We start from the raw sequence: 19,982 nt of genomic DNA on the forward strand, positions 1-19,982 counted from the left end.
CGAAAGCAGATGAACATCAATAGGTTACTATATAATTTATAGCGAATAGTTAGATCGAGGACATTATGGCAAGAGGAAGACCCAGTAAAAAAGCCCACATAGTTGAGGCGGCGTGTGGTTTGTTTACTCAACAGGGTTATCAGAGTACCAGTATTGATCAAGTGGTCGTGACAGCTGGCGTCTCTAAGCCTACGGTATACAGCAATTTTCCTACTAAGTTGGTGTTATGGGAAACCGCGTTAGCCTCGTTAACTGAGCAAGCACAAGATGAGATGCAAAAGGTCTTGGTGCGTCTACAAGCGAAGAAAAATCTCACGCTTATTTCAGGTTGGATATTGCTTTGGGAGGCTTGGGTTAATAAAGCCGATCGCCTTGCGGTGTACCGTATTTTATTGGGCGAGCAGCATAAAATGTTGCCGTCTACCTTTGCTTTGTTTACTGAATTTGAAGCTGTGTTAGAGTCGACTTTATTAGCTTGGATTGCTGAGTTTGCCGTATCGCCGATGAATTTCTTTGCGTTAAAGGCGGTTAGTAGAGAAGCGCTTTTAACGCCTGCATTAATGAATCAGGCAATGATGGTTAAGACTGAGCTAGAAAGTCAGCTTGATGGTTTGATGAAATAGCTGAACTTGATGCCGACATTATTATGCCTACTGTTCACGCGGGTCACGCGGGCGCGGCTTTGTTGTGTGATAGCGCGAAAAGACTGGCGAGCTTGGTAATGATTTGATTAAAGTAATGCGTTTGCATTGTCTGTGTTTTGGTACTACAATTTTTGTAATACATTCTGCAACAAGATAGAGGTTGTCAATAATGGCTAATATCGCTTTGGAAACCGAGTCAACACTTACCGAGCGTTTTCAAACAACGGTGCCTAGTTCTGTTCGTCGAGCTTTGCATTTGGGTAAAAAAGATAAAATCCGATATGTGATTCAAGCAGATGGCAATGTTTTAATGACAAAAGTTGAAAAAACAGAAGACGATCCTGTGATGAATAAGTTTTTGTCTTTTTTGGCTAATGACATGCAACAGCATCCAGAAAATCTGCAGCAATTGACAACAAGTATGCGCAATACTGTTCAAAGCCTAATTGAAAATGTTGAGCTAGATTTGGATGCACCGTTGTCTGATGAGGATGAATAAATTTGTCTTTATATTCGAGCAATCATCATCCTACCATCGTTAATGGCTGGACACTCTATGCACACCCTTTGTTCGCTGAGCAATATCTTATTCTCAAGGACAAAGTGGAGGAATTAAAGCAGCAAGATCCTACAGGTTATGTAAAGAAAAATGCGACTAAGCGATTGGCCGCCATTCACAAGCTGGCATTTGAAATAATTCCTCAAGATCCAACCAGTTCAGATTATCGTCAAGGCAAGACGTTAGGCGATAATCATAAACACTGGTTTCGCGCCAAGTTTTTTCAGCGGTATCGTTTGTTTTTCAGATACCACGTCGAATCAAAGATTATTGTTTATGCTTGGGTGAATGATGAAAAAAATAAAAGAGCTTATGGCAGCAAAAATGACGCTTACAGGGTCTTCTCTAAAATGCTAATGTCAGGACAGCCACCGGATGATTGGGACGACCTTTTAAAGGCTTCGACACGCCATTTTCTTTCAAACGACGATGAACTCCCATCATAAAATAGCCATTAAATAAGGTTTTAAGCAGCGGTTAAACCGCTGCGCTTTGCTCTTCAATTTCTTCCTCAACACGGCCTTTTTCGGCCCAATACATGATGCATACTGCTAGTGAGCCCATAATCACGAAGCCACCCGAAATTGGCATCAAGGTATTGTTGTACATTTGGCCTATCACAGTACCAATGCTCATCGACATAATAGACGACACTGAACCAATAACAGCAGATGCAATGCCCGCGACATGCCCCATTGGTTCCATTGCTAGGGAGTTGACATTACCGAACAATAACCCAAAGCAGAAGAACAAAACGGTAGCATAGACTAAAAACATCCATAAACTGATCGTCACAAAAGCGTGTAAAGCAAAGAAAGCAATGGACGCAATAACGACAAGGCAAATAGCGCGGAAGGCGATGTATTTCGCGCCATGTTTTTCAACGATACGAGAGTTAATCAAAGAAGAAAAACCCAATACTAAGGCCAATAAACCGAAGTAAAGTGCGAACAAGTTACCAGTTTTGAATTGCACCTGAAATATTTGTTGTGAAGAATTCAAATAGCCAATAAAGCTACCGAAGAATAACCCCATGCATATGGTGTAGCTCGCCGTGATTCTATTTGTTACTACTTCTTTAAAGCCTTCGTAAAAGCCTTTTTTCGAAAAAGGAATACGGTTGGATTTTGGTAGTGTTTCTTTTAAACGAAAGCCAATCCAAACAATCAATAACACAGCATAAACAAGATACATCTCAAAAATACCGCGCCAGTCATCGACAAACATAATCGCTTGACCAAGTGTTGGGGCGATGGCTGGAACCAAGACGAAAATCATCATCACCAAAGACATGATACGAGCCATTTGCGCGCCATGGTACAAATCACGAACCAGGGAAATGGCGGAAATATAAGGGCCGGCAACGCCTAAGCCTTGAATAAAACGACCCAACATCAGCATTTCTAAACTGTCTGCTTGGTAGCAGACCACAGTGCCAACCAAATAAAGAGCGAAGCCACCAAATAGAATAGGGCGACGACCTAGGGCATCCGACAGTGGTCCACAAATTAATTGCCCCATTGCCAAACCTAAAAACAACATACTAATGAGCAATTGTGGTTGGTTTGCTGTTACTGCGCCAAGTTCGTTACCGATAATCCCAAGTGCTGGTAGCAAAGCGTCAATAGATATTGCTGTTATCGACATTAATAGAGCAACTAAAAGCGTGAACTCCTTCGATCCCATACCGGAAGAAGAAGTGTTGTTGTGAGCATTTTCCATATGTCATCCAGAGAAAATATGATGTTTCGAAAGGAAGCAAAAATCGAGTCCTAATAATAGCTGAGTATTATACTCAGGCTTTATAAAACGCAGCTTACGGATGTGTGCATAAAATAAGGAATTGGATAATTTATATTTGAGCTATGTGATTGTAAATTGTTTGGCTTGGTTAGTAATTTCTTGCATTATCATTGCACTTTTTTTGTGATTTTTATACGATGCCTATATGTTTGATGGCAATCGCAATCAAATTCTTTGATACGGATACGGATACGGATACAGTAAAGTGAGCTTGCATGGAATGTGGCGTTATAAATCGTTTTGAATACCCCCTCTTTCTGCCTGTTATATATTTGACTGGTCTAATTTTAATTTCTATTCCATTTGTCTATCGATGATTTCTTTTTTTATTATTTATAAGGGGGTTTTATGACTTCTCGCCTACTATTTGGTCGAACTGCTTTGGCTGTTTTTGTGTCTTTGTCGGTTGCTGGTTGTTCGGTTACCCCTAAACAATTTACTAATCAAGAAATCTTGTCTCAGGCGGTTGAGAATGCTGATGAGATAAATAAAGACGTTGCTCCTATTACTGGTCCAATCGATTTAAACGAAGCTTTTGCTCGTACTATTAAGTACAACCGCGACTCGCGTCTAAAAGCCTTTGAAGCTGTAGTTTCGCAGGGGCAATTGGCAGTCGATAAGTTTGATATGTTGCCAGAATTAGCTGCCAAGGCGGGCTACAATCATCGTAACAATTACGCTGCTTCTGCATCGGTTACTTTCTCCGGTGATGAGCCATCGAGCTTAGGTAGCAATCCGAGCTACTCGGTTTCATCTGATAAAAGTACGGTAAATGCGAGTATTGGCGCGACTTGGGATATTCTCGATTTTGGCTTGTCGTACTATCGTGCAAAACAGCAAGCGGATCGTTTTCTGATTTCCAAAGAGCGTGAACGTAAAGTGGTTCATTCTATTATGGAGCAGTCTCGTAATGCTTATTATCGGGCGGTTTCTGCGGAACGCTTGTTGTCTAAAATCAATCCTTTAATTGTCAAGGCTCGTGCTGCATTAGTTGACTCAGCTAAGATAGAAAAGCTTCGTGCTCAGTCCCCAATGGAAGCATTAACCTATCAGCGGTCTCTATTGGAAACCTTGCGTACCCTTCAAGACATTCGTAAGGATTTGATGCCAGCTAAAACTGAGTTGGCAATTTTAATGGGCCTAAATCCTGCTGTTAATTTTGAATTGGCAGATGTTAATAATCCTAATAGCGATATCCCCGTTCTTAATGTCGACATGAGCTCTATGGAGCGCACTGCGTTAGTACTTCGACCAGAACTACGAGAAGCGCAATACCAAGAGCGTATTACTCAAGAAGAAGTGCATTCTGCCTTTTTGTCTCTTTTTCCAAGCTTAAGCCTTAGTGCAGGCCTGAATTACAACGATTCTGATTACCTTCGTTATAACGACTGGACGTCTGCTGGTGTGGGCTTGAATTGGAACCTTATGAACGTGTTTCGATATGGCAAGTTAGATAAGTTGAATGACTTGAAAATTGCCGCGGGCAAACAGCGATCTCTAGCAACCTCTATGGCGGTTATCTCTCAGGTTCACATTGCTGATATTCAATTCAAAGAATCGAATGATACTTATGTACTGGCTACGCAATATTATGATGTGGCACAGCGTATTAAAGCCCAAGTAGATTCTAGCCGAACAGCGCAAAGTATTGGGGATTTAACCGTTATTCGAGAGGATCTAAATGCTTTGTTGGCAGAGTTACGTCGTGATGTGGCTTATGCTGATCTGCAAAATAACTTCGGTAGAGTGTTAGTTTCTATGGGTCTGGACCCATTGCCAGAAGGTTTTGGCAATATGAGTCTAGAAGAGCTATCTACGGCTTTTAACAACATGTTTGCTCGTTGGGAGCAAGGTAACATTGAAGTGATTTCAGCGGAAGAAATGCAATCTGCATTAGCGGCAAAAAGTGTGGCTGAGAAGTAAGTTTTGATGATGTTAAAACTGAAAGTTGTGGTGTGCCTGCTCTTTTGTGTAATAACGATGCCAGTTATCGCACAAGAGACCTTTAAAGCGCGAGGTATATTGGTCGCGACCAATAAGGCGACGCTGTCTACTGAGTTATCTGCCAGAGTGATTGCAGTGCCCAAAAGAATGGGGGAATCCTTTAAGCAAGGGGATTCTCTTATTCGTTTAGATTGTCGGTTGTTTGAGGCTCAATTGGAAAAAGTGGATGCCGAAACGAAAGTCGCGCAAGCAAGATTAGATAACACTCAGCAACTTAATCGGCTGAATTCTATTGGAACATTGGAAGTCACTATTGCACAAGCTGAGCTACAAAAGGTTCAGGCAGAGCGCACTATGGCACAACTAAACGTAGAGCGTTGTGATATTAAAGCGCCTTTTGATGGTGTGGTTGAACAACTCGATAGTCATACATTTGAAGTCGTGCAACAGCAACAAGCCTTGATGAAAATCGTCGGATTGAATCGATTAGAAGCCGACATAATTGTTCCCGCACAATGGATGGCGTGGCTGACAATAAATAAAGCAATCACATTGCAGGTCGAAGAGACACAACAAACATTGCAGGCGGTGGTTAGCCATATTGGGCCAAGTGTCGACCCAACGAGCCAAACTATTCAAATACGAGCTACGATTAAAAAAGTACCAGTGAAGGTTTTACCTGGTATGAGTGTGGTGGCGATGTTTCAGTAAAAAAATAGAATTTTGATATTAGTACTTTTTTAAAGAGCAGTATTTTTAAAGAACAGTAACAAATGCTGCTAAAAAAAATAAAGCAGCGTTTAACAACAGATTGAATGAATTTTAGCAACAATACATGAGTTGCTAAAAATATACCCATAGAGGTGGTGATCATGAAAAAGCAATATTCCAACAAATCAGGCAAAAAAGCGTCAGGTCATTACTCTCTAGGCAATAAAAAACAGGCGCGTAAGCCGCTGATTACTGCTTTAGAGCCGCGTTTGTTGTTGGATGGTGCTGCGGTTGCCACCGCGATAGATGTGCTGACCGATTCGCAGCTTCATGATGCTTCGCAAACAGATAATAGCCATCAGGGTTCAGATACCTCTTTTGTTGTTGCACCCACTGAAGTAAGGGCGGTAGACCCAAGCTTAAATAATGGTAAAAAAGAAGTAGTTTTCATTGAAGACAACGTTGCTGATTACCAAAGTTTAATCGACGGAGCAAATGCTGGTGTGGAAGTTGTGTTATTGGACTCCACCCAGGATGGTTTAGCGCAAATGGCAGAGTGGGCAAAGACCCACAGCGATTATGATGCTATTCATGTAATTAGCCATGGTGCCGAAGGGCAGGTCAATTTAGGGGGATTTAGTCTAGATAATATTACCATCAAAACTCGCTCTGCTGATTTAGCCCAATTAGGCGCAGCGCTCAATGAAGACGGTGATTTGTTGCTTTATGGCTGTTCCGTTGCCAATGGCGAAGGCCAGGATTTTATTACTGCGCTAGCCCAAGCGACACAAGCCGATGTGGCAGCGTCGGATGATTTGACAGGGGCTGCTAGAGCAGGTGGGGATTGGGTACTGGAAAGCGAAACAGGGCATATCGAAGTTGGGTTAGCAATAGTCACAGCAACACAGGAAAATTATTCCAGTGTTTTCACTCCTTCCAATGCTGCTCCTGTCATCAACAATCTGGATGGCGATACGCGCGCTTGGTCCAACGGCACCTACACGTTTCTAGATGATTTTAGTGGTTTAGATGGTATTGCGACAGTCACAGATGTGGAAGGTAACTGGGACGGTGGTTCGTTGGTTATACAACGCACTGCGACAGGCAGCACAGCAAATGGCGCCTGGGCCGGCGACAAATTTGACTTTAATAGTATTTATTACACCGCCACAGCAACAGATGCGACCAGCGGTACGCTGAAATTTTACACTCAAGACGCAGGGCAGAGCTTTGCCAGCTACACCAATGTCAATGGTGTGCTGACTATTACATTTAACGCCAATGCTACCTCAGAAATGGTGGGCTGGGTTTTCAGTGGTGTTACCTATCAAAACGACACACCAGCGGGCGATGTAAGTATTGGTTTTACTCTGACGGATGGCGCAGGTGGCACCACCACGGCGACGACAACAGTCACCAGCGATACTATCTACGTGACCAAGACCACAGACACCGCAACGATTGATGTATCTGATGGTATTAGCTTCAGCGAAGCGGTTGCGATTGCTGCAGCTGACACTACTGGTACACAGACACTGGTACTTAGCAGTGCGTTTAGTAGTACCACACTGGTAAATGATCTAGCGATTAATGAAAGCTTGATCATTGACACTGATGCAACTAGCGGAGTCAATATCTCCGGCAACACCATAACGTTGGCAGCAGATACAACCTTGACCTTAACGAACGGCAGCAACGATAACGCTACGATTTCCAGTGTGCTCGATGGCGAGGGCAGTTTGACTAAAACCGGAGACGGCAAGCTGACGTTATCGGGTAGCAATTCCTATGAGGGGACGACCACAGTGACGGGGGGGACCTTGTCTATTTCCCATGATAACAAGCTAGGCGGCGGTCAATTAACCCTCAATGGCGGCATCCTAAACTTAGCTACATTTAACAGCACTCTGGACAATGCCATTGTTCTGGGAGCGTCTGGCGGAACAGTAAGTGTTACTAATGGCGGTACGGCGGTGATATCCGGTGTGATTAGTGGTGATGGTAACCTTAGTAAAATCGGTGGTGCAAATCTCACTTTGTCTGGCACCAACGATTATACAGGCACGACTTCAATTTCTGGCGTTGGTGGTTTAAGTATTGCCGGTCACAGCAACCTCGGTAGTGGTCAGGTGATTCTGCAATCAGATAATACCGTGCTGACGATTACGGGTGCGACTACGATCGATAATGCGATCCTCTTTAATAATCAGAACGCCACTATTTCAGCCGCTAATGCCATTACCCTCAATGGCGTCATTACTGGCAGTGGTGATATGACTAAATTAGGTGGCGGAGCATTGACCTTATCCGGCAATAATGCTGATTATTCCGGTAATATTGCCCTTAATGAGGGGGTCATTATCGCCGCTCACAATAATGCTTTGGGTAACACCACAGGCACGACTACGGTGGCGAGTGGTACGACGCTACGTGTTGATAATGCTCTAGAGCTAGCAGAAACACTTAATTTAGCGGGTGCACTAGAGGTGACAGATGGTGGTTCTGCTACTGTTACTGGCAACATCACGCTTATAGAAGATTCTACTTTTAGAGCGAGTAACGGTTCATTAACCATTTCCGGCGTTATCGGTGATGGTGATGGTGCGTTGGGGATTGCGATCGAAGGTACTAACGGTTCCGTAATATTAAGCGGTGACAATACCTTTGAGTATGATGTTAATGTAAACAGTGGCACGTTAGTCGTTGCTCATGACAACGCTCTTGGCTCAATAGGTGGTGAAAATTTTATAGCTAGTGGTGCTACTTTAGAACTGGCCGATGGCGTTAACGTGGCGGAAGGTATTAACTTGGTGGGCGCTGGTGTATCGGGTAACGGTGCACTTAGAGTCGAGAGTGGTAGCGCTACACTCAGTGGTAACGTGACAATGTCTGGCGAAAGTAGTTATGGAGCAGGGGATGATGCCAATTTGATATTGACTGGCATCATGAGAGGCGATTTTAATGTTAACAAGATAGGTACAGGTACGCTGACCTTATCTGGCAATAATACCTATACTGGTACTACCTCTGTATTGGGGGGAGTGTTGTCTATTGGTGGTGATTCGAACCTGGGTTCTGAAGCGATCATATTAAATTCAGGTACGTTAGCCGTGACAGGCGATGGCGCGAATATTGATAATGCCATTACATTATCAAACAGTGGGGTAGTGAATGTTGATACTGGCGTCGCCGCCACTTTATCGGGCATTGTTTCAGGCACGGGAGCCTTGACGAAAGCAGGTGCAGGCAGATTGGCTTTGTCTGGCACCAATACTTTTTCTGGTAGTCTGAGTGTGACAGACGGCACTTTAGCCTTTGGTGCCAATAACAATATATCCTCGACTTCCGGTCTGACATTAGATGGTGGGACTTTAGCGAGTACCGCGACAGTAACCTATGCAAAAGCCATTACTCTGGGAGCGAACGGCGGAACACTTAATCTATCCAGTGGCAGTATGACTCTGTCTGGAGTGATCAGTGGTAGTGGTCGCCTAACCAGTACCAGTACCAATGCAGGTACTGCGCTTACTTTATCTGGCATTAACACCTATACCGGCGGTACTACGTTAAATAGCGGCATATTGCAATTTAATAATGACAATGCCATTGGTAGCGGCACGTTAACCATTGAAGGTGGCAAGGTGCGGGCGGGCCTCGCCAGCCGCACCATTAGCAATGATTTGTTGTTAGGTGGCACTTTGACGATGTCTGGTTCAAATGCTCTGACCTTTACTGGTGGGGTCGACTTGGGCGGAGCAGACCGCACTATCGATAATTCGATCACTAGCAACCTTACGTTTAGTGGCGCGCTGAGCAATGGTAGTTTGACGATAGCGGGCACTTCGGGAACCGGAGCGGTGATTCTATCCGGTACCAATACCCACACCAACACCACGATCAGTGGCAATAGAACCAATACGAATACCAACAGTTTGTCTATCGCCAGTGATGCAAGTTTGGGTACAGGCACCCTTACTCTTAACGGAACCGCTGCGGTTCTGAATATCACAGGTGCTACCACGATTGATAATGCAATACTCTTCAATCAGAACGCCACTATATCTGCAACGAATGCAGTCACTTTATCTGGAGTAATCTCCGGTACTGGTGCGGTGACGAAATCGGGTACAGGCGTGCTTACCTTATCCGGTAATAATGCTGATTATTCCGGTAATATTGCCCTGAATGAGGGTGTCATTATCGCCGCTCACAATAATGCCTTGGGTAACACTACAGGCTCGACAACGGTGGCTAGCGGTACCACGTTGCGCTTGATGGACGGCTTAACTATTGCCGAGAATCTTACCATCAGTGGTGTCGGTATCAATTCTGCCTATGGTGCTCTAAAAATCAATGAAGGGACGGGGTTAGCCACAGTGACCGGTGATATTACCCTGGCCGCTGACAGTCTGATCGGTGCCTTTAACACAGGTGATAGTCTGACGTTGAGTGGTGTCATTAGCGGTGATTTTGACTTAACCAAAGTAGGTAGCGGAACACTGACATTATCAGGAAGCAATACCCATACTGGTGCCGTGACGGTTTCTGCCGGTACGCTGGCGGTTTCAGGTGGCAGCTCTATTGGCGATGACAGTGCTGTGACAGTCAGTAGCGGTGCGACTTTGAGTCTGGCCGGTGGTAACGAGACCATAGGATCCTTGTCAGGATCGGGTGCAGTCGCGTTGACCTATGGACTAACAGTGGGGAATGCCAGCAATACCGTTTTCTCTGGTGTGATTTCCTCAACGAACACCAGCGGTATCACTAAAGTGGGTTCAGGAACACTGGCCTTATCAGGAGCGAATACCTACACTGGCGCGACTACCGTCTCTGCAGGTAAGCTCTTATTGCAAGGTGGTTCAGCTATTGCTGATAGTGGTGCCGTCACTATTAATGCCGGAGCTGAATTAGAGCTGCGTGACAATGACGAAGCCGTTGGTAGTGTGGCAGGGGCTGGCGCTCTGACACTGAATGGCGGCAGCCTGACGGCGGGCGGCAATAATACCGATACCATATTCTCTGGTGTGATCGAGGATGGTGGTAATGGTGGCGGCTTGACCAAGATTGGTACAGGTACTTTGACCCTGTCAGGCAGCAATGCATATACTGGAACAACCACTGTCTCCGCGGGTACCTTAGTGGTTGACAATAGCGCCGCTCTTGGCACGACAGCGGGCGGCACGGTAGTAGAGTCTGGAGCCACACTGCAAGCGACTGCTGGAATTAGTATTGCCGATGCATTGACTCTCAGTGGAACTGGTGTCAATGGCGCTGGTGCCTTGGTCGCATCGGGCAACGGCACTGTCACTGCATCAGGCGCCATCACGCTTGGTACTGCAACAACAGTGGCGGCTTCGGATGCAGACACTATTTTATCTCTTTCTAATAATATCGCTGGCACCTATGGCTTGACCAAGGCTGGCACAGGTATGTTATCGCTTGGTGGCAATTCGCAGAGCTTCACCACCTTGACTATCGGAGCTGGTAGTTTGTCGGCCGGGCTGGATGCCAATCTAGGCTCTGACGCGGTGATACTGGAAGATGGCACCCTCTGGTCCATCGCTAATAATGGCGGTACGATCGACAATGCCATCGTCCTGAACGGTTCCGCGGTTCTCAGCGCCTCATTGAATACAACTCTGGCGGGGGGGATTTCTGGTAGTGGCAGTTTGACGAAACAAAGTAATGGCACCTTGACGTTATCAGGTAGCAACAGTTACACCGGTACCACCACGATTACTGGTGGCACCTTGGCGATTGGTGGCGATGGTAATCTGGGCGCAGGCAGTCTGGCCATGAATGGTGGAACCTTGTCGGTCACGGGAAGCAGTGTCACCATCGACAACGCGATTAGCCTTGGCAACAATGGCGGCACAGTGAGCAACGCTAATACTGTCACTTTATCTGGTTTGGTGTCTGGTACTGGTGCGTTGACCAAGTTGGCTAGTGGCATCCTGACTTTGTCCAACACAGGTAACGAGGCAGCATGGAGTGGCGGCATCAATGTATCGGCTGGAACCCTTGCCGTTAGCGATGATAATGTGTTGTCGTCAGGTGCTTTAAATGTCACTGGCGGGACTTTGGAGCTAGGTAATAGTGTTAATTTAGACAATGCGGTCACCTTAGGTGCTGGTGGCGTGCTGTTACCTGCCTCAGGTAAAACAGCGACCCTGTCGGGCAATCTTGCTCTGACGTCGGATGCAACGTTCAACCTAGGCGTCAATACTAACTTGACCATCAGTGGTGTGGTCAGCGGCGATTATGGCATCACTAAATCAGGCTCTGCCTCCCTGCACTTGACGGGTAACAATACTTATACTGGGGCAACGGTTATCAATGCTGGTTTGGTCACAGCTGGCACCAATACGGCGTTGGGTACCACAGAGAGCGGCACAACGGTCAATTCCGGCGGTACGTTGAGTTTTGCGAATGGTGTTAATGTTGCTGAGAACTTGACCATTACGGGCACAGGCTCGGCCTCTAACGGCGCGTTGATCATGCGCTCCTCAGGTACGGCGACTCTTACGGGGGCGGTAACCTTGTCAGGCGATGCCACGGTCAAAGCGTCTTCCAGCGCCTACACCTTGGTGTTAGCTGGTGTGATCTCAGACGGGAACAATGGTTATGCTTTGAGCAAGACGGGCACTGGCACTGTCACCTTATCAGGTACTAATACTTATACTGGTGCGACGAATGTGTCGCTAGGTACGTTGTTGGTAACTGGTGCATTGAATGGAACATCGGCTGTGACTGTTTCTGATGATGCGACTTTAGGCGCGTCTGGGAATGGAAATACCGGTACTATTTTTGCGGCAAACTCTTCTAATACTGTGACGGTTCAAAGTGGTGGTACCTTGTCTCCTGGTCTCACAAGTAGTGTCGGTCTTATGACGATCAATGGTAACCTTGATCTTCAGTCAGGTAGTACGTTAAGGGTGGACATTGCAGGGACGACTGCGGGTAGCCTGTATGATGTGGTGGATGTTCGAGGTTCGGTTTCATTGGCAGGAGCGTTGACGGTGAACCACAACTATACTCCCGGCAATGGTGACACGTATCGTATTATCACTAATGACAGTGCAGATGCCATCACTGGAACCTTTACTGGGCTTGCCGAAGCTGGAACCTTGACGGCAGGTGGTAATGCCACTGTCTTGACTGGGTATTACGCAGCAAGTGACGTCGCAGCCACCACAGGTGGCAATGATTTCATGTTGAGGGCACCAGAAGCCGCTGGTGTGACGGGTGTGACTGCGACCACTGCCGATGGTAGCTATAAAGTGGGTGATACAATTGCGATTACCGTTGCCTTTAGCAAGACAGTGACAGTTGATACCACTAACGGTACACCGCAACTTACCTTGGAAACGGGCACGACAGATCGTGCGGTGAATTATACCTCTGGTTCTGGTACCAATACTCTGACCTTTATTTATACCATCCAAGAAGGGGATACCAGCTCAGATCTGGATTTTCTAAGTACAGCGGCTTTATCTTTGAATGGCGGTACCATTAAAGATGGCACGAATGACGCCATTTTGACCTTGCCAACACCTAACACTAGTGGTTCATTAGCGGCCAATAAAGCCATTGTGATTGATACCACAGCACCAAGTGCCACATCGACACCGGACTTGGCCACTGTGTCCGACACAGGTGTTTCAAGTACCGACAACATTACCAATGACAACACGCCGACGGTCACAGGCACCGCTGAAGCCAATGCGACGGTGACACTCTATGATACTGATGGTACAACTTCATTGGGTAGCGCCACCGCGGATGGTTCTGGCAACTGGACCATCACCAGCAGTGCATTATCTGCTGGAGCCCATACTTTAACCACTAAAGCCACCGATGCGGCGGGTAACGTGAGCGTGGCCTCATCTGGTTTAACGATCACGATTGATACCGCAGGTCCGACCTTGTCTAGCTCGTCTCCTGCTGATAACGCGGTGCAAGTGACACAAAGCGGCGACATTATCCTGACTTTTGATGAAGACATTAGTGGTATATCAGGAGTTGATAATATTTCTTTGGTTAATGTCACTACCGGCGTAACAGTCGAATCATTTAATGCTGGTACACTAACGATATTAGGTAAGACACTCACTATAACGCCATCAGCAGACCTTGACGAAGCAACAATGTACGCTATTCGAGTGGACGGCAATGCGGTACGTGACATCGCTGGGAATACCTATGCTGGCATCAGCGACAATACCACACTGAACTTCACCACAGGCGTGACCGACTCTGTGGCACCAACGTTCTTGTCGATTCAGCGCTCCAGCGATGCGGTGATTACTGGCTCGACAACAAGTTTTACATTGACGTTCAACGAAGCAGTGAATGTGGTCGCGGGTGATTTTGTACTGAATGCCAGCGGCACAGTGGTTGGTACTATTGGTACTATTAGCGGTTCTGGTACTAACACCATTACCGTGAATGTGACAGGCATTTCTGGTGTGGGAACACTTGGTCTTAATTTGAAATCCGGTCACACCGTAACCGATCTAGCGGGTAACGACTTAGTCACCGTGGAACCGGCGGACGATGAGGCCTACACCGTTGATACGTTAGCACCGACGTTAATCTCAATAAACCGCGTAGACAGTGCCACGACTAATGCCGACTCCGTACAGTTTATCGCGGTGTTTAGCGAAACCGTAACAGGTTTGGGTATTGATGATTTCGAATTAACCGGAACGGCGACCAACGGTGCAAATATTAGCAGCGTAACGGGTACCGGCAATGGCTTTGTGATTACTATTTCTGGCGTCGATGGTGATGGCACTTTGGGCGTACAGCTTAAGTCTGCGGCGACAGTAAATGATATTGCGGGTAATGCGTTAACTGCAACGACACCTAGTGCGTTATTAGAAACCTACACTATTGAAAACACCGCACCGACGGCCACCGCGATTATCACGACGAATACCGCTTTAAGTACGGCAGATTCGGTGACCTTTGATGTGACCTTTAGTGAAGCCGTTACCAATGTCAGCATGGATGATTTTGAAATTTCTGGTGATGTAACCGGCGCTATTTCAGCCGTATCGGGTTCGGGTTCTTCTTATACCGTTACTGTTAGTAATATTGTCGGTGATGGTGCCCTTGGCTTGAACTTCAATTCTGGCCAAAACATTATAGATATAGCTGGTAATGCTTTGGCTGGGACAGAACCGGCAACGGACGAATCTTATACTATCGACAATACCTTGCCGACTGTAACGTCTATCAGTCGTGGCATGGTCAATCAGGTAGCCGCTGGTACGGCAACGGATGTGGTCTTTACCGTGGTCTTTAATGAAACCGTGTCCGGCTTAGCAACGGGTGATTTTGCCGTCACGGGTAATGCGGCCAACACAGGTGTGAGCAGTGTTTCCAGTGCCGATGGTAAGGTGTTCAAAGTCACGGTTAGTGGTGTCAATGGCAGCATCGGTCAAACGGTCGGTTTGAGTTTTACTGGCTCCGTAAATGATACAGTCAATCAAGCTTCTACAGCGCAATTTACCGCTGGCGACCATTATACTATTGCAGGCACTTTGTTGAATGAAGGCGCGTTAAGCCAAGCGCAGCTTGATGCCATTGTCGATCTAAACCGCGAAGGCACCTTGCTTGAGCAATCCGTTGCCGATGCCAAGCAAGTTATTATTATTGACTCCCGTGTGCCGGGTTTAGTCGAGCTGACCAAGCAAGCGAATCCAGAAGCGGATATTTGGTTGTTGGATGGTTCACGCTCTGCCACCGAGCAAATCACCGAAATCCTTGCCAACTACAGTGACTTGGATGCGTTACACATTCTGTCACACGGCGGTGTAGGTGAAATCTACCTCGGCGCAGAAACGGTTTCAGCAGATGCAATCAACCAAAACAGCGCTACTTACGCAGCGTGGGGCAACGCCCTCAGCGACAGTGGCGATATCTTATTCTACGGCTGTAACGTCGCCCAAGGCGACACAGGTATGGCCTTTATCAATCAATTTGCCCAAGTGACAGGGGCCGATATCGCAGCATCTGATGATTTGACTGGTTCTGCGGTGCTTGGTGGGGATTGGGTTCTTGAAAATACCGTCGGGAATGTCGAATCCGCAACACTTGAAGCTTCAGATTATTCTGGTGTATTGACCACAGTGGGATCAAGTGTGGCTATTTGGGCGGGCGGTAATGAGGCTATAGCAGCTACTTCTGTCGGTGCAGGCGTCGAACATGATTTAACAGGAAGTGGTGGGGCCCTTTTCGATGTAGATGCAGCGAACAATACTATTACATTTACACTTAATGAATTTCCATGGAATGTTGACAGTATCGATGCTGTGTTTTCAGGTGGTACCTTGGATCAATTCACAGGGATTAGCCGAACGGGTGGAACCGCTGCTAATGCTGGTGACTATAGCGCGGTTGTTGATGGTAAAAAAATTACTTTCAATGTACCTAATGGTGCTTTGGCTAGTAATGGTAACGGCACGGTCATCTTCACCTTTACTTCAACTGCGATTGGGGGTGTCAGTGAAACCATTGACTTTGAGTCAGTTGTTACGGGACTTGGTACAAATACGGTTACGGCTGTCGGTACTAATGCGACGTTTTTAATTACCGCTAAAGATAAGACGTTGACCGATGCTGATGATAATGGAATAGCTATTAATGGTAAATCTATTACCACAGGAGATGGTACTGTACCATTTGAAACACAGGTAACCTTCACAATTGATGATGGCAAAACATTTGATCTTTCTCAGATCACATTAGCGAGTTGGGACGAGGCCGAAACGATAGTCTTAACATCATCAAAAGGTTCTGCTACCTTCACCATAGATAAGAATGGAGCTAACTCTACTTTGAATGTTGCAGAGCATGCTAACGCAGCATTCTTCCAAGGCATTAGTTCATTTACTGTTACTGAGGCAACACCTTCAGAAGAGAATGATGGCCTTTATGTTGTATTTGACGATATGGTGGTGACCAATATCATGGCTGCTTCCGACACCGCAGCGCCAGTATTTGAGACGTCAACACCTTCTACGACCAATATCTCTAGCACAACATTTGATTTAACAGTCGATATCAACGAAGCGGGCAAAGTCTATTACGTTGTGGTCGCGGATGGGGCTCAGGCTCCAACGGCGGCCCAAGTCAAAGCAGGCGTATCGTATGGTGATAACAATGGACGTGGTGCTACGGTTATTACGTCCGGCAATGCTACGGTATCCAGCGGTGCGTTCTCCAATACTTTTAATGTTTCCGGTCTGGATGCTAACACAACGTATAATATCTATGTGATCGCCGAGGACGATGAAGGCACGCCGAATCTACAATCGAGCGTGACCAAAGTCGATGTCACCACCATTGCTCCGGCAAACCAAGCTCCCACTATATCTGGTGCAGCGGCCAGCCAAGGTGTGAATGATAATGCAACGGCCTCTCCATTTAGCAATATCACTTTAGCTGATGCGGATGAGGATGCTGTTTCAATCACGGTGGCGCTGGATACAGCGGCTAAGGGCGTCTTTACTGCGGATTCTCTGACCGCATCTGGTTTTACCGACGCAGGAAGTGGTTCGTATACACTGGCTTCAACGTCTTTGTCCACCGCTCAAGCGGCATTGCGTGCATTGGTGTTTGACCCAGCAGACAATCGCGTCGCAGTGGGTTCAACGGAAACAACGACCTTTACGATTACTGTAAATGACGGCACGACGAATGCGACTAACAGCACAACCACGGTTGTGAGCACCTCTATTAACGATGTGCCAACCGATATGGCATTGAGCGATACGACATACGGCCATTCTGAAGGCGCGACGGACATTGTGGTGGGTAGCTTCTCGGCTACCGATGCGGATACCGGTGAAAGTTTTACTTACGCTTTGGTATCGGGTTCTGGCGACACGGATAATGGCAAGTTCAATATCAATGGAGCTGATCTGCGCGTGACTGATCGTGCTAATGTGCCAGCGGGTACGTACAGCATCCGTGTACAGGTGAGTGATGGCGATGCCACATTTGAGAAATCGTTCAGCATTACGGTAAGTGATGATATTGCACCGACTATTAGCGCTGTGGTACCTGCAGACAATGCCACTGGGGTGTCGGTCGCGGACTCGATTCAGATCACTTTTGATGAGGGAGTGCAGTTAGGTAATACTGGCACCATTACTCTGTATGACATTACTGGCAATGGTGCGAATAGTTTGACCATTGACGTGGGCAGCGACAATGGGCAGCTTTCTATTGTGGGTAATAAATTGACCATCAACCCAACGAATAATCTGATGGCGACCAATCAGTACGCCATTCAGATAACGGCGGGTGCGTTAACAGACAGTTCAAATAATGCGCTTGCTGCAGTCAACAATACCACAAGTTACAACTTCACCACGGGTACGGTAGATACTACCGCGCCAACGGTCGCGATTGTAGATATAGCTGATCCTACCCAGCCTAATGCGGGTACGGTTACTATTAACTTCAGTGAGCAAGTGACTAATGTTGATATTAGTGACTTTACACTGACTAAAGATGGTTCCCCAGTGTCGCTTTCAGGCTTAACGGTAGAGGGCTCAGGTAGCGCCTATACACTGAATCTTTCGAGCGTGACGACGGCGGAAGGTATTTATGTATTGACCTTGAATCAATCAAATATCACAGATACCTCAGGTAATGCTTTGGCTGGTGGTGACAGCGAAACCTTTATCATCGACACCACGGCACCAACGGGCGTGGCGATTGTTCGCACGGGCGCCGAAAATCAAAACGGCAGTGCGGCCACCTTTACCGCGGTATTCAGTGAAGCCGTGAGTGGAGTGGATACCGCGGATTTTGTATTGACTGGCACCGCCGCTGGTGGCTCTGTCACGAGTGTGACGCAAGTCTCTGATTCGGTTTATACCATTACGGTGAATGGTGTTAGTAGTGATGGTACTTTGGGGGTAAATTTAAAAGACTCTGGAACAGGGATCACTGATACGGCGGGCAATGCGATAAGCGCTGGTGTGATAGGACAACAGGCTACTATAGATAATACAGGCCCAAGTGTTGTTGCGATTAACCGAGATGGTGCCGTGTTAACCACCGCAGACAGTGCAACCTATACGGTGACCTTTAATGAGGCCGTAAACGGTGTCGATGTTAGCGACTTTAGCTTGTCTGGTGGTGCAACGGGTACTATTGCTTCAGTAACAGGGTCAGGTCGTACTTATCAGGTCACCGTGAATAACATCAGTGGTGATGGTAGCCTTCGTCTTGACCTTAACGCTTCTGGTACGGGCATTACTGATACAGTGAGTAACGCCATCGGGGCTGGATTTACCTCGGGTGATACATTAACGATTGATAATACCGCCCCTGTTGTGACGGCCTCACAAGTTTTTAATCTTGATGAAGGCATGGTAGCCGATACCGTTATCGGCCAAGTTAAAGCCACAGAGACGAACGGAGTCAGTCAGTTCTCGATTCAATCGGGTAACGACAATGGCTACTTTGCGATTGACCATAATGGTGTTGTGACGCTTACCAGCGCGGGTGCGGCAGCGGTTGATTATGAAACCGCGACTTCTTATACACTGAATATCGTGGCGACTGATGCCGTAGGGCAAGCGTCAAGTGCAGCGGCAGTCACTATCTCTATTAACGATGTCAACGACAATGCGCCTGTGTTTAGCTCTGCTGCAACAGCGACTTTGGCTGAAAATACGGCGGCGACAACCGTTGTTTATGATGCCAATGCCACCGATGCCGATAGCACTTCCGTCCATAACAGCGTGACTTACAGCTTAAAAGCGACTGGAGACCACGATGCCTTTACCATTGATACTGCAACTGGTGAAGTCAAGCTGAGAGCCGCGGCTGACTATGAAACTAAGTCTTCTTACAGCTTTACTGTCATCGCCTCTGACGGTATGCGCAGCACAGAACAAGCCGTGACGTTGAGCGTAACGGATGTGAACGAAGCGCCAGTCATCACCTCTGACGACACGAGTGATGTGGATGAAAATGCAGACGTGGCAACGGTGATTTACACCGCGACGGCCACGGATGTGGACGCGAATGACAACTTGACCTACAGCCTCACGGGTGACGATGCGGATAAGTTAAACATCAACGCGACAACGGGCGAAGTGACGTTGAAAGCGTCTGCGAACTATGAAGCCAAAGACAGCTACAGTTTTAATGTGGTCGTAATGGACAATGGCGATCTGACCGATACGCAAGCGGTTACTGTCAGTGTGAATGACTTGAACGAAGCGCCAGTAATTCAAGTAGAGGATGTGACGGCAGCGATTACCGAAGGCAGCACACTGACCGATACGGGCAGC

7 protein-coding genes are annotated in these 19,982 nt (G+C 46.9%); 6 read left to right on the forward strand and 1 reads right to left on the reverse strand.

Annotated features, from left to right (window positions below):
• Nucleotides 1–65 precede the first annotated feature (65 nt).
• The 3 genes from TY87_RS21445 to TY87_RS21455 all read left to right on the forward strand — a co-directional run bounded on the left by TY87_RS21445 (nt 66) and on the right by TY87_RS21455 (nt 1,649).
• Complete coding sequence (locus TY87_RS21445) at nt 66–623, forward strand: TetR/AcrR family transcriptional regulator (protein ID WP_100188615.1); 558 nt, start codon at nt 66–68, stop codon at nt 621–623.
• Nucleotides 624–813: 190 nt separating this feature from the next.
• Nucleotides 814–1,143: a type II toxin-antitoxin system PrlF family antitoxin gene (locus TY87_RS21450; protein WP_072837978.1), complete on the forward strand. Its 330-nt coding sequence runs from the start codon at nt 814–816 to the stop codon at nt 1,141–1,143.
• Nucleotides 1,144–1,145: 2 nt separating this feature from the next.
• Nucleotides 1,146–1,649, forward strand: coding sequence for a type II toxin-antitoxin system YhaV family toxin (locus TY87_RS21455; RefSeq protein WP_072837979.1), 504 nt, complete (start codon nt 1,146–1,148; stop codon nt 1,647–1,649).
• 31 nt (nt 1,650–1,680) lie between these two features.
• Here the strand turns inward: TY87_RS21455 and TY87_RS21460 are convergent, their stop codons facing one another.
• The gene (locus TY87_RS21460; protein ID WP_100188616.1) at nt 1,681–2,925 is read right to left on the reverse strand and encodes a multidrug effflux MFS transporter; all 1,245 of its coding nucleotides are present in this window, start codon (nt 2,923–2,925) and stop codon (nt 1,681–1,683) included.
• 429 nt (nt 2,926–3,354) lie between these two features.
• Here TY87_RS21460 and TY87_RS21465 point away from each other — a divergent pair, with 429 nt between their 5' ends.
• The 3 genes from TY87_RS21465 to TY87_RS21475 form a co-directional block, all read left to right on the forward strand.
• Nucleotides 3,355–4,929: a TolC family protein gene (locus tag TY87_RS21465; RefSeq protein ID WP_100188617.1), complete on the forward strand. Its 1,575-nt coding sequence runs from the start codon at nt 3,355–3,357 to the stop codon at nt 4,927–4,929.
• Between the two features lie 57 nt (nt 4,930–4,986).
• The gene (locus TY87_RS21470) at nt 4,987–5,661 is read left to right on the forward strand and encodes an efflux RND transporter periplasmic adaptor subunit (RefSeq protein ID WP_157789934.1); all 675 of its coding nucleotides are present in this window, start codon (nt 4,987–4,989) and stop codon (nt 5,659–5,661) included.
• A 161-nt stretch (nt 5,662–5,822) separates the two neighbouring features.
• On the forward strand, nt 5,823–19,982 hold a 14,160-nt coding region (locus TY87_RS21475), incomplete at its 3' end, for a DUF4347 domain-containing protein (protein ID WP_100188619.1).

Source organism: Marinomonas sp. BSi20584 (assembly GCF_002792415.1).
In the GTDB taxonomy this organism is placed as follows: Bacteria; Pseudomonadota; Gammaproteobacteria; order Pseudomonadales; family Marinomonadaceae; genus Marinomonas; species Marinomonas polaris.